Origin of the sequence: Streptomyces sp. NBC_00287 (genome assembly GCF_036173105.1) — a bacterium.
Taxonomy (GTDB): domain Bacteria; phylum Actinomycetota; class Actinomycetes; order Streptomycetales; family Streptomycetaceae; genus Streptomyces.
This window is the reverse complement of the sequence record NZ_CP108053.1, coordinates 9,528,180-9,541,264: the sequence shown is the minus strand read 5'-3', so window position 1 is coordinate 9,541,264 and position 13,085 is coordinate 9,528,180. Positions and strand designations below refer to the sequence as shown.

7 protein-coding genes are annotated in these 13,085 nt (G+C 68.3%); 5 read left to right on the top strand and 2 right to left on the bottom strand.

Features of this window, described 5'->3' with window-relative positions:
- The first annotated feature begins 53 nt into the window (after positions 1-53).
- Positions 54-863 (top strand): hypothetical protein, encoded by an 810-nt coding sequence (locus tag OHT76_RS43485; protein ID WP_328876367.1) that lies wholly within the window; start codon positions 54-56, stop codon positions 861-863.
- Between the two features lie 21 nt (positions 864-884).
- Here OHT76_RS43485 and OHT76_RS43480 read toward each other — a convergent pair whose 3' ends face one another.
- Positions 885-1,706: a hypothetical protein gene (locus tag OHT76_RS43480; RefSeq protein WP_328876366.1), complete on the bottom strand. Its 822-nt coding sequence runs from the start codon at positions 1,704-1,706 to the stop codon at positions 885-887.
- A gap of 199 nt (positions 1,707-1,905) precedes the next feature.
- Here OHT76_RS43480 and OHT76_RS43475 point away from each other — a divergent pair, with 199 nt between their 5' ends.
- On the top strand, positions 1,906-2,046 hold the full coding sequence (locus OHT76_RS43475) for a hypothetical protein (protein WP_328876365.1): 141 nt from the start codon (positions 1,906-1,908) through the stop codon (positions 2,044-2,046).
- A gap of 421 nt (positions 2,047-2,467) precedes the next feature.
- Positions 2,468-3,172: a hypothetical protein gene (locus OHT76_RS43470; RefSeq protein WP_328876364.1), complete on the top strand. Its 705-nt coding sequence runs from the start codon at positions 2,468-2,470 to the stop codon at positions 3,170-3,172.
- Positions 3,173-3,381: 209 nt separating this feature from the next.
- Here the strand turns inward: OHT76_RS43470 and OHT76_RS43465 are convergent, their stop codons facing one another.
- A complete protein-coding gene (locus tag OHT76_RS43465) occupies positions 3,382-4,464 on the bottom strand; it encodes an IS110 family transposase (RefSeq protein ID WP_328868654.1) in 1,083 nt (360 codons plus the stop codon).
- 510 nt (positions 4,465-4,974) lie between these two features.
- On the opposite strand from OHT76_RS43465, the gene OHT76_RS43460 reads away from it, so the two are divergent.
- Together OHT76_RS43460 and OHT76_RS43455 are read left to right on the top strand one after the other, a co-directional pair.
- Entirely contained in the window at positions 4,975-5,190 is a 216-nt protein-coding gene (locus tag OHT76_RS43460) for a hypothetical protein (RefSeq protein ID WP_328876363.1), read from the top strand.
- Positions 5,191-5,313: 123 nt separating this feature from the next.
- Positions 5,314-13,083 carry a hypothetical protein gene (locus OHT76_RS43455; protein WP_328876362.1) on the top strand — a complete coding sequence of 2,590 codons (7,770 nt, stop codon included), beginning with the start codon at positions 5,314-5,316 and terminating at the stop codon, positions 13,081-13,083.
- The last annotated feature ends 2 nt before the right edge of the window (positions 13,084-13,085 follow it).

Below are 13,085 nucleotides of genomic sequence, written 5' to 3'. Positions count from 1 at the left end.
ACGGGCTTGCCTAACGTGGAAGGAAGAGAGGTCTGTGCAAAAGAGGAACCCCCATGGCCTTCAAGCAGATCAAACTGCACTTCCAGGGATCATTCCAGTGCCGTCTGGCGACCAACGCCGACCCGCCCGACAGTTCACGGAGCGACCCCTACGGAGACCTCCGCCTTCCGGCCTCGACAGGGTGGACCTTCGACTACGACGAACCCCGGTTCGACCGCATCATCCGTACAGCATCACCCGTCGCGCTGAGGGCCGCTCTCGTAGACGACTTCGTACCGACGAAGGTCACGGGACTTGAGGCCCAACCCGAGGCTCTGTTCGGCGTCGAGCTGCCTTTTCAGAGCGTCCCGGGTGATCCGCTCCTCGGCCTCCCGGTGTCGCTCGGCTCGAATCCGATGTTCGATGAAGCGGCCGGTGGTGGCGCGACCTTTGAGCATGTGCTCAACTGCAACCTCTCGTTCGGCACATTGCTGACCGCCACACCGACGTCAACGCCGCACCTGACGGGAGTTTCTGACACAGGCGCAGGCTCCGAGTATCTGCTCAAGAAGCCTCCCGCGATTGCCGCCGCGCTCGCGGCAGGCGGCATCGTGCCTACGCGAGTGAAGGTGCTGACAGAGGAGGGGCCGACTCCACTCCTCCCGAAGTACATGCAGGCCTACGCAGGCTTCTTCGGAGCCAAGGCATCCACCGAGCCCGTGGTCGTCTCCCTCAACTTCTCGCCCGCTGGGGCGTCCGGCATCCTTGCGTCGATCCTCTTCGGCTGGACCTGGAAGCTGATCCTCACCTTCTCCCGCTTCGACGGCGACACGCTCACGGGCCGCTTGGACGGAGAACTGCACGGGGTTCACTCCAACGTTTGAACGGGTTCCTCGGAGCGCGTTTCATGGCGGGTCAGGTTCCAGGAAGTCGAAGCGGAGGCCGCTCGCTCCTTCGCCGGTGCCGTTGGTCTTGCGTCGGCCGGTCCAGGTGTGGATCGTGCCGTCGTGCCAGCGGGCGCGGTGAAGGGTGCGGGTGAGGAAGGCTCCCGAGCGCGGGACCTCCTCCTCGTACACCCACACGGGGCCGTCGGTTCGGATGCGCCCGAAGATGCGGCCCTCGGGCAGCAGGGGTGCGCGCCCGTCCCCCGTCGGATCGGCGGAGTGGCGGGCCAGCGGGGTGAGTTGCAGGCGCACCGACGCCCCCTCACCGACGCGCACGGGTGCCAGTGGGTACCAGTGGTCCGGCACCTCGCTGTCCACCCGATAGCGCGGGACGGCACCGGGTTGCGGCAGTACCGGGGCCGGCCGGTCGGCGGTCCACCGGTCGTAGCGGTCGATCACCTCTCCGGTGTCGTCGTCCTGGACATTCTGCTCCACGGCCCAGGCGAGGTTGGCCATCTCGTCGCGCAGGAGCAGTACCGCTTCGATCGGTGGTCTCTCGACGACGTGCGGAAGGGCGGGGGCGAGGAAGAACCAGGGGTCGGCCGTGTCGCGGGCTGTGGGGTCCGTCAGGCCGAAGAGCTCCCAGCCGGTGTCGGCGCCGCCCGCCCGCTCGATGGTGTGCTGCCGGCCGAACACGTCGGTCAGCCGGGTCAGGGAACGCCGGGGCCGGTCTGCCCTGCCGCACCAGGGCTGCGGCGCGTGGCCGGTGACAAGGGCGTCACCGCCGGTCAGCCGCTCGGCAAGGTCCGCAGCACAGGCAATTCCGGCGGAGCGCACCTGCACTTCGGGATGTCGAGGGGCTCCGACTGGTCGTACGGGAGCGCGGTGAAGCCCCGTTGGTGAACGAGCGAGGCTATCAGGCGTCCTCGAAGAGCAGGTCCTCGGGAGGAGGGCTGGCCTGACGGGCAAGGCGACTGTGCCGTTGGCCAGCGGCACAGCCACACCTTGCTTCGAGCAGCGTCTTATAACGTCATCGTCCGAGATGGCGATCGAGCAGTTCCGGCTCGTGGACGGTTATGTGAACGCGCTGCCCTCGCGCTACTGGGACAGCGGCGCCGACATGACGGCGTACTACTGCAAGATCCGCAACCCGTTCCCACAGGTGGTAGCCGCCACCGACTGACGACGACCGGAAATGCGGGGCGGCGCTCGATCATCGACCGAGTGCCTCCTCCACGTGGTCCCGGGAAGAAGGAGTTCCGCCATGCTGTCCGGCCAGATCGCACGCCGAGTTCAGCGGCGTCCGGATGAGGCCGTACAGCGAGAGGCGCGATACCGCTTGACGTGCTGCGCACCGTGGGCCCCCTCTGGTCCCAAACCCTCCGCCGACCGGAACTCCGCCAGCCGCTGCTCCCCAAACCCACGGGGGACGGACCTGCCGGATCGATGCCGAAGCTGGCCCCCACGCACAGTGAGTCGCCTTCGGCGTCGGCTGTGGGATCCCGGGGTCTACCTTTGACTTCGGGGCCTGGCCCCCCGCCCGGCCCGCTGACCACCCCGTCAAGGTCACGGGAGGCACAATGAGAAGCGTTCGCACTGGTCGGATGATCAGAGTTGCGGCATTCGCGTGCATCATGGGCCTGGTCAGTGCCGGCAATGGCACGGCTTCTGCGCTGGCGGAGACGTCGGCCGGCGCATCGGCGCAGATAGTCGCCTCGCCAGCTCCCACCGTGAGCCTTCCTGACCCTGACCAGCTGCAGTCGGCTCTGCTGAAAGCCGACGAGCTGGGACCAGCCTTCATACAGCGGCCGACCGCCAGCCCCTCGCCGTCCAGGCCCGAGAATAGAGAAAAAGACCCCAGATTCGAAGGCTGCAAGCCCTTGGCGCAACTGCTGAACGGAGAGGAAGAGAAAGGCGACAGCTACTCGGAACATCCTCAGGCCGTGGCTGCATTCGCTAGCCGGGATGGACAGGCCTCCGTGTTTGAGGCACTGACGGCCGGGCCGCCCTCCGCTCTCGACGCCGCCTATGCGCAGGCCAAGCATGCTCTGGAATCCTGCGACGCCATCAGCCTTGTATCTGCCGGTCAAACGATCAAGTTTTCGCTGACGCCGATCCGCTTCGGCGGTCCGGACTCGTCCGCTGTGCGCATGGACGCTAGGCATCACGGGGTGCTCGTCAACGGCTACATCGCGATCGAACAGCTGATATGGAGGGCCTGGGTGTCAAGGGACGTGCGGTGTCCGGCTCGACATTCAGGTGCCGGGCCTGGTCTTCGTGTTGTTGGGCCGGTGGGAGAGGGCGTGTAGTGAGGCGTGTCGGCTCGACGCGCGGTCAGACTGATATGCGCGGGTTGGGTACCGCATGACCGGTTGTGCGTCGGGAGTGTTCCGCGGGTCTAGGGTCGAGCGTGGCCGCACCGATCTCCGGCGGGGCTGCTCATAGCTGTGCCGCGGGTCCTCCTCGCGCTGCCCGTCCAGCGCCGGTCTCCCACCGGCGGCTTGCAGGCCGGATGGGGTCAGGACGGCTCGTCCATCACGGCCAGGCTCCAGCACCATCCGGCCAGTTCGCGGGCGACGGCCACGGCGGCGATGGTGGGCCGCTTGTCGCGGGCGTCGAATCGCTTCCACCGCTGGTTAAGGCGCCGGTTGCCGCGCTCGGCCCGGTCCCGGACGGCGGGCGGCTGACCGGCCTGGCGGCGCATCAGCTCGCGGCCCAGACGGTACCGCTTGCGGTGGTGCCAGGACGCCTCCACCAGCAGCCGGCGGGCGTGGCTGTTGCCGGTCTTGGTGATCGGGCCCTGCGCCCGGCGCTGGCCGCTGGAGGCTTCCGAGGGCACCAGTCCCAGATAGGAGCCGATGGTGGCGCCGGTGAACCGGTGCCAGTCGCCGACCTCGACGGCCAGACCGAAGGCGGTCAGTGTGCTGACGCCGCGCAGGCACCCCAGCCGCCCCACCACCGGCGCAAACGGCGAGACGGCGGCCATCTGCTCGATGGCCCCGTCCAGCCGCCCGCGGCGGGCATGCGTGTTCAGCACGGCGTCGAAGGCTTCGTCGAAAGCCAGCTGCACGCCGAGCCGGTCGAAGGAGAGCGAGCGCAGCCAGCACTCGTGCTCCTGCGTCCAGGCCGAGCCCTGCCACACCAGGCCGTGGCGCAGCAGTAACTTGGAGAGCCGGTGGCGGGCCCGCATCAGATCTCCGCGCACGTCCTCGCGGGCCCGCACAAGATCCCGCGCGGCTTCCTCCGCCTCGGTGGGCACCCGCACGGCCGGGAGTTCCCCGATCCGCAGCAGCCTCGCCAGCCGCTCGGCATCCCTCCGGTCGGTCTTGACCCGGTCACCCGGCGGCCGTTCGACCTTCGACGGTGCGACCACCACGCACCGCACGCCCGCCGCCAGCAACGCCCTGGCCAGGCCGAACCCGGTCGGCCCGGCCTCATACGCTGCCGCCACCGGACCCGGCAGCGACGCCGCCCAGGCCACCACCGCGTCCGTTTCCGGCGCCAGCCGCAGCGACCGGATCTCCCCGGATACTCCATCGATCGCGGCCCCGACGACGGAACGGGCGTGAACATCCAGCCCGGCATACGTACGCTCGAACATGACCGGCACCTCCCGCAATTGCGGCTCTACCGCCACTCAGAGTGGCGGCAACCCGCGCCAACTTGCGAGCGAGGCGCCGGTTCTCCATACGGTCTAGGCGAGAGCGTTGCCCTGTCTTACGCCTTCTTCCAAGTTGGCGGAGGTTCTTCGCAGCTAGCCAGCCTCTTCTACGAGCGCGCCGCCAACAAGGCACGGACCACTCTCGACCTATAACCCGCCGCACGTCAGGAATCTTGCCTGGTGGATTCACACGTCGCGTCGCCGACACGATGCTCGCACAGCCGAGTGCACCGCGCTCGGCGGCGTTGATCCGTGTTGCGACCGGAGGTCGCCGTGACATCCTGGAATGTGAAGACATGAGCAGATCGGCGCGTGCAGTCACCGCCTCGGCTGGGCGCAACACCCAAACATCGGCTCTGTGCCCCCCTTCCTCGGGCGCGACACGGAGTTGTCGGGACATCTCCGTCGTCGGGACGTCTTCCCGGATGTTCAGAGCGACAGGGAAGCGACATGGCCGAGATCAGAATTGACAGCAGTGGTCTGACCTTCACCAAGTTTTCTGTCTCAGGGCACAGCCCAGATCTCGTCGACGGCGCGGGCGTGCCGGTGCTCGCCCTCGCCCCCGGGGTCTACGGCATCGAGCAGGTCCCCGGCCGGCCGGCGCGCTTCGAATTCCAGGTCACGCAAGAGGGGATCGTCGCGTACGACGCCGCCCAGGTCGGGTAAGGCCCCGGGAGCCGCGCATCTCATCAAGGTGCCCAATAGGCAGAACACTGCCCGGCCATGAGGCAAGGCCGTTCCTCTTGCCACTGGCTCACCTGGGCCAGATCGTCAGGAAGGCCGAGACAAATGGCAGCACTCCGGCTCGCGTTCGTCGACTGGACGTTCCACAACGACGAGAAGACCGAGGCCATCGGAACCCTGGGCGGCCATAATGTGACGCTCACCGGGCAGCGCACCGTGGCCACGGACCCGGCCCCCCTGGGCACAGTCATCCTCAACGGGACGTTCCCAGGCTTTCATACGGCGTCCTTCACCCCGCCGCTGCCCGCCTCGGACCTCGTGGAAATCGTCGGTCTCAGGGGCGGGAGTTCGTTCAGAGTGGAATTCGATGCCGAGGTGAAGGATCCCGTCTTTCATCTGGGATCGCTCGCCTCGACCCTGGAATTTCTGGATCTTCCGGTGGGTACGGAGGTCACCCGGCTCAGCGGCGACGCCACGGAGTTCAAGGAGTTCAAGGTCGACGGCAACAAGGTCATGGGCAAGGTGTTCCAACCACCCCCAGAGTCGACCGAGTCCACTGATTCCGACGGCAGCGTGCGCCTCAACGGGCTCTTCCGGTCGATTGCGTTCACCCTGAAGCCGAGGTTCACGGGCGGCGAAGGGCACGACGGCGTACACCTCCAGATCGGCGGGATGGTAGAAGCGGGAAGCGACATGGCCGAGATCAGAATCGACAGCAGTGGTCTGACCTTCACCAAGTTTTCTGTCTCAGGGCACAGCCCAGATCTCGTCGACGGCGCGGGCGCGCCGATGCTCGCCCTCGCCCCCGGGTCCTACGGCATCGAGCAGATCCCCGGCCGGCCGGCGCGCTTCGAATTCCAGGTCACGCAAGAGGGGTTCGTCGAGTACGACGCCGCCAACGACGCCTTCCTCGGAGGACGCGGCACCAGCACTCTGATTCTCCGCGGCTTCCCCGTCACGCTCGACGGGCGGGCGCTGTCGCATGACTTGGAGGCATTCCTCAAGGGCAGCGCGGCACAGTTCGCGAGGAGCACGGCCCACGAGCTGACGCTCCTGCCAGCCGAGGGGTACGGATTCGTCCCCGGCCCGAGGGTAGTGGTGCCGCTGTTCGACGTAGGTGTCGACGGAGCAGTGCACCTGACCGAAACCGTGGCGCAGTGCGGCTCGGTCGGCGTCTCCCCCGACGGCACACCCCTCGTCACCATCCACGGAATCACCGTCACCATCGACGGCCGAGCCCTCTCCCACGACCTCGAACCCTTCCTCAACGGCAACACCGAACAACTACCGCGCACCAACATCAACCAACTCGTCCTCATCCCCGCCCAAGGCTACGGATTCGTCCCCGGCCCCAGAGTCATCGTCCCGGCCTTCGACCTCAACCCCGACGGCACCATCACCCTCACCCCCACCACCGCCCAATGCGCCACCACCAGCACCACCCCCAACGGCACACCCCTCCTCACCATCCACGGAATCACCGTCACCATCGACGGCCGAGCCCTCTCCCACGACCTCGAACCCTTCCTCAACGGCAACACCGAACAACTACCGCGCACCAACATCAACCAACTCGTCCTCATCCCCGCCCAAGGCTACGGATTCGTCCCCGGCCCCAGAGTCATCGTCCCGGCCTTCGACCTCAACCCCGACGGCACCATCACCCTCACCCCCACCACCGCCCAATGCGCCACCACCAGCACCACCCCCAACGGCACACCCCTCCTCACCATCCACGGAATCACCGTCACCATCGACGGCCGAGCCCTCTCCCACGACCTCGAACCCTTCCTCAACGGCAACACCGAACAACTACCGCGCACCAACATCAACCAACTCGTCCTCATCCCCGCCCAAGGCTACGGATTCGTCCCCGGCCCCAGAGTCATCGTCCCGGCCTTCGACCTCAACCCCGACGGCACCATCACCCTCACCCCCACCACCGCCCAATGCGCCACCACCAGCACCACCCCCAACGGCACACCCCTCCTCACCATCCACGGAATCACCGTCACCATCGACGGCCGAGCCCTCTCCCACGACCTTCGGCCGTTCCTCAACGGAAACGACGCGGTGCTTCCGCGCGCCACCGCCCATGAACTGGTCCTGATCCCTGCCGAGGGCTACGGATTCCTCCTGGCGCGTGGCTTCACGGACTTCCGTTTCACCGTGACGCCCGACGGCCAGGTGAGTCTCCACCCCGACCACGTCGGATTCGCGGAGGTGAGCGGGCTCACCCTGACGATTCGCGGATTCAAGGTGACCGTCGACGCGCGGGCTCTGTCCCACGACCTCACACCCGAACTCCTCGGCGGGACGGGCACGCTGTCACGCGCCACCACCCACGAACTCACCCTCATCCCCAGCCAGCAGTACATGTTCATCCTCGCCAGAGGCATGGCCGACTTCCACTTCACGGTGACACCCGACGGACAGATCAAACTCGACCCCAAATACGCCGCATTCGCCGAAGTCGCCGGACGGACCCTGAACCTCCACGGATTCAAGGTGACCATCAACGCGATGGCACTCTCGCACGACCTCAATCCAGAGCTGCTGGGATGGACCGCAGGACCACTGTCCCGAACCAGCGTCCACGAGCTGACACTGATGCCGTCACAGCAGTACATGTTCATCCTCGCCAGAGGCATGACCGACTTCCACTTCACGGTAACTCCCGACGGACAGATCAAACTCGACCCCAAATACGCCGCATTCGCCGAAGTCGCCGGACGGACCCTGAACCTCCACGGATTCAAGGTGACCATCAACGCGATGGCACTCTCGCACGACCTCAATCCAGAGCTGCTGGGATGGACCGCAGGACCACTGTCCCGAACCAGCGTCCACGAGCTGACACTGATGCCGTCACAGCAGTACATGTTCATCCTCGCCAGAGGCATGACCGACTTCCACTTCACGGTAACTCCCGACGGACAGATCAAACTCGACCCCAAATACGCCGCATTCGCCGAAGTCGCCGGACGGACCCTGAACCTCCACGGATTCAAGGTGACCATCAACGCGATGGCACTCTCGCACGACCTCAATCCAGAGCTGCTGGGATGGACCGCAGGACCACTGTCCCGAACCAGCGTCCACGAGCTGACACTGATGCCGTCGCAGCAATACATGTTCATCCTCGCCAGAGGCATGGCCGACTTCCACTTCGCGGTAACTCCCGACGGGCGGATCGTGCTGGATCCGCGGTATTCCAGGTTCGCCGTGGCTTCCTGGCGCACGCTGACCATTTCCGGCTTCGCGGTCACCGTGGACGGGCGGGCTTTGCCGCATGATCTGATGCCGGAGTTGTTGGGCTGGTCCGCCGGAGTCCTGTCACACAGCGCCGCTCATCAGGTCACGCTCATTCCGGCGGCTGTCTACGTGCTGACGGCGGTCGGAGTGCCGGGCGTTCGCTTCCAGTTCAGTCTCGGTGTCGACGGGGCGATCGTGCGGCTCGACGGGCCTGACGCGTTGGTCCTTTCCCTGGCTGCGCCACTACCTCCCCGAGCCAGCCCGTTCGCGCTGCGCCGCGCGCTCGACGCGGCTCGCCTGCAGCACGACATCAAGGTGATCGACGTGGACGCCAGGGAGGTGACGCTGGGCAGGATTCACGAGTGGCAGCGCATGGGGGCCCCGACGCATCATCCGAACTTCGGTGGCACTATCCACGGGTTCGTGCGCTGGGCCGAGAAGAACCAGGACCAGCGGCGCGAAGAACTCTCCGTCCTGCGCACCCAGCTCGACAGCGCCGATCAGCAACTCACCACCGCGCTCGACGCCGAGGCTCCCCTGTTCGGCGAGCGGACCAACGTGCCGATCGCACTACTGCCCGTGCGCATCGAGACGAAGTGGGCCGCCGACAACCGCAGCATCAAGGTGCGGGTCTACCCCGACGACATCCATATCGACGCGTTCGAGCCGGCTCTCACTCCCCACGAGCTCCAAGCAGCCCGCGCCTACTGGGCCGATCCGGGCGACCGGGCGTGGCAGACCCTGCTCCGCACGGTGGCCGCACCGCGCGCGGCCTGGGCCACTCGAGCCGCACGCCCCGGCGCGCCCGCCCCTCGGGTGCGGGATCCAGGACGCAGGCGGGCTCCTGAGGTGTCCACGCTGCCCGCCCAGTGGCGCTTCCTGGGGTTTGTCGACGGGCAGGCGGTCGTCGACCAGACCGGCACGGCCATCCCCGACCCGCTTCCCCTCGGCCTGCTCGCCGCCGACGAGTCCGCGCCCGACCACGGGCATGCGCAGTGGGCGATCGACTTCGACGCCGCGGTGGCCGCCGGCATGGGTGCTGTGCTGGCCTTGCCCGCGGGATGCGACCACCTTGACGAGCTGTTCGTCATCGGGGTCAGCGACCTGCCGCCGGAGGCCGGGGCGGAACGGCTGCGCCGAAACCTGCACGGTCACGCGTTCACCGACGGACTGGGCTTCCTCTCGCCCGGCATGCCGACGAACAACACGCCGGAGACCCGCTCCGCGTGGTCTTCCCGTCCGGTACCGATGCCGCCCGGCCCGGCGCCCGCGCCGGCGGACCGTACCGACGCCGCCCGCCTCGCACGAGCACTCGGACTCGATACCAGAACCGGAACCGGGCCCGGGCCCGGCGACGCGGCGTTCCTCGCGGAGTGCCCGGGTGCCGGGCACGACGGCGACGGTCCCATCGGCGCGCTGTCACAGTTGAGCTGGTGGGCGCTGGCGTTCGCGTTCCAAAGCGAATCGGTCATGCTCGACGACGGCAGCCCGCAACCGGATGACGCGCGCAACCAGGCCCTCGCCCGGTGGCTGGAGGTGCGGACTCATCTGGCCGAGCACGTCCGCAGCCGCGGTCCGCTGCCGACAGTCCGGCTGGGGCGGCAGCCGTACGGTTTCCTCCCGGTGACGGCCGTCGACGAGTGGGTTCCGGACCGCCCCGACGGCGCTGACGCGCTGATCCTGCCCTGGCTGCAGCGGCTGCGCCACCACTGGAGGGGCGCGCTCGCGCCGGGCTGGATTCCGCGCGTGACCGACGGCACGCCCGCCGACCGGATCGCCGCGGACATCTTGTCGAGGCTTCCGGTGTCGAACGACTTCGTGATCCGGCGCGAAACCACCTCCCGGGGCGGACACGAGAAGTGGGACGGCATCAGCAAACGCGCACCCGGTCCCACCGTGGCCGTTGCCGGCGTCCGGTCCGGAGTGCGATGGACCATTCCGTCCGAGCTGATCAGCAACTTGTCCTGGACTTCCGACAGCACGGAACCGGACTACTCCCTCGTCCCGAAACGCCTCGCACCGAATGCCGACAAATATCCCGCCCTCTTCGACGCCAGCCGCCGGCACCTCATTGACGCCGTGGCGGTACTCCGCAACCAACTGCCCGATGAACAATACGTGGCACGGTGGCCGTTGACCCCCGAGGGTTTCCCCTCCCCCGACCGCAAGCCGACCATCTTCAGGAACTTCCACTTCAACACGGCGGCCCAGAAACCCAGCGATTTCGTTCCGCTGATGCTGAACGGCGACAGCCGCGACGTCTTCATGACCCATCGTGACGTCTTCGGCGACTCGACGGACATCGCCTTCACAATCCCCCACACCGTCGACCGGCTGGTTGTGCTACGACAGCAGGGCGGGCCGACGGTCGAGGCCGACGCGGCCAGGCTCATCGCCTCCGTACAGCAGGGGCTGCCGGAGGTCGACGCGATGGCGGCAGGGCTGCAAGCCCTCGCAGGAGTGGCCGCGAGTGAATTCCTGCCGCTCTCCTTCGAGTTGCTCGACGTCTACTCCCACCGGTGGGACGCGTGGGCGACCTCCCTGGCCACCAAGAGGCTCAGCGAGACCCGGGCGGCAGGCACCACCGGCATTCGCTTCGGCGGGTACGGCTGGGTGGAGAACCTCTACCCTGGTTCGGCGAAGCCGTCCGACGGGTACGTGCACGCCCCCTCGCTGCACCACGCGGCCACCGCAGCCGTGCTCCGGTCCGGCTATCTGGCCCATCGGGACGAGGCTCCGCCGCCCGTCGACGGGCTGCCCCAGCCCCCGGACGGCGCCGACGGCGCGCTCTCACCGCTCGCTGTCGACCTGACCTCCCGGCGGGCCAGGACCGCCCGCTGGCTGCTCAGCGGGGTCCGGCGTGGTCAGAACCTGGGGGCGCTGCTCGGGTACCGCTTCGAGCGGGCTCTGCACGATGCGGAGCTGGACCGGGAGAAGGACAAGTTCCGGCGGACGTTCCCCGCACCGGTCGCCCCCGAGCCCGCAACCGGGCAGCCCGACCCCGAGCTCTGGAAGCGCAGTTCCCAGGCGATCGCCGCCCGGAACGTCGTCGACGGCATCGCGCTCGCGCGGGCCCACGCGGCCGGCACGGTGGACAGGCTGCTGGCCGCGAACGAGCGGCCGGCCGCCGACCCGCTGGTCCTTCCGCTGCTGAACGATCTGCTCGACGCGCTCGACGCGGTGAGCGACCTGCTGCTCGCCGAGAGCGTGCACCAGCTCGTCGGCGGGAATCCCATGCGGGCAGGCCTGGCCGCCGACACCCTGGGCAGCGGACAGCACGTACCGGACCGGTTCGACGTACTGCGCACCCCGCACCGGGGGAGGGCCATCACCCACCGCATCGCGGCCGTGCTGCCCGCCGACCCGCCGCGTCCTGCCGGGTGGGGTGCGGACCTGTTCTCCGCACTCGAACCCCGGGTGGACGCCTGGGCGGCGGGTCTCCTCGGGCCTGCCGCCGCATGGAAGCTGGCCGGTACGATCAAGGACGGATCGGTGTCAAGGCCGTTCGACGTCACGCTCGAACGGATCGGGTTCAGCGCGCTGGGACTGGTCCTGGATGCCGCCGGCAGCACACACCGCAGGCTGTACGCCAGACTCGGTCAGCTGACCCAGATCTCCGCGACGGAGGTCGAGTTCACACGGGGCTGGGATGAGCTACGCGCAGTCGCCGGCCGGATCCAGGGCCTGCTGGCGGGCGCCGGCCCCCTGCTGCCGGCGCACGTACTCGACGACCAGATCGGCCAGTCCGACCTGCCGGCCCCCGACAACGAGGAAGTGCGGCGGCGGGTCGCAGGCTTCGTCGCCGGCCTCGCTGATGCCGGGCTGCGGAACATCCTCGGCATCGAGGGCGACCTGACCCGCCTCAAGGCACTTGCCGCGGACGCAACCGCCCCCGGCTGGCTGGGAAACGTGACCCGCGTGCTGGGCGAGCTGCTCGGCACCGCCCTTCCGCTCACCGCGCTGTTGCCCGGCGTGGCGCTGCCCGCTTCCGCGACCGGTACGTCCGGCGCGGCCGTGGCCGACTGGGTGCGCCGCTTCGGCACGGTCCGGCCGGCGGTCCGGACCTGGCACGAGACGCTGCTGCTGGCGGGCGCCCGCGCCGGCAGGCCCTGCCGGCTGTCCGCGTCGCAGCTGCCCCGGGGCGGCGCATGGATCGGCGGCACCTTCGAGCCCCTGAAGCGGCCCTCGACCCGCCGGCACCTGGTCTGCCACACACCAGCCGATCTGCCCGCCGGCAAGCCGATCGCGGGGATCGTCTTCGACGAGTGGGCCGAGGTGCTGCCCGGCGCCGATGCGCTGGCCGCGACGAAGACGGGCCAGGACCCGGTCCCGGTGGAATCGGAACTGACCGGAGTGGCGTTCCACTTCGACCGGCCCGACGCGAAGGCGCCGCAGGCCGTCCTGATCGCCGTGCCGCCCAATCCCGTACGCGGCTGGACCGCGGACGGACTTGCACTGGTGGTGCGCGACACCCTGGAGCTGGCCAAGATGCGCACGGTCGACCTCGCCGATCTTCCGTTGATCGACGACATACTCCCCGCCTGCCGGGTGGGCGACTTCGGCAGCACGGCGCTGGCGTCGATGCTGGAGGACTTCTGGATCGAGCTGGCAGAGGAGTAACC

Bases quoted from the DNA above. Each gene is read 5' to 3' on its own strand.
- OHT76_RS43465 (WP_328868654.1), bottom strand. From the start codon at position 4,464: ATGTTCGAGCGTACGTATGCCGGGCTGGATGTTCACGCCCGTTCCGTC.
- OHT76_RS43475 (WP_328876365.1), top strand. From the start codon at position 1,906: ATGGCGATCGAGCAGTTCCGGCTCGTGGACGGTTATGTGAACGCGCTG.
- OHT76_RS43455 (WP_328876362.1), top strand. From the start codon at position 5,314: ATGGCAGCACTCCGGCTCGCGTTCGTCGACTGGACGTTCCACAACGAC.
- OHT76_RS43470 (WP_328876364.1), top strand. From the start codon at position 2,468: ATGATCAGAGTTGCGGCATTCGCGTGCATCATGGGCCTGGTCAGTGCC.
- OHT76_RS43460 (WP_328876363.1), top strand. From the start codon at position 4,975: ATGGCCGAGATCAGAATTGACAGCAGTGGTCTGACCTTCACCAAGTTT.
- OHT76_RS43485 (WP_328876367.1), top strand. From the start codon at position 54: ATGGCCTTCAAGCAGATCAAACTGCACTTCCAGGGATCATTCCAGTGC.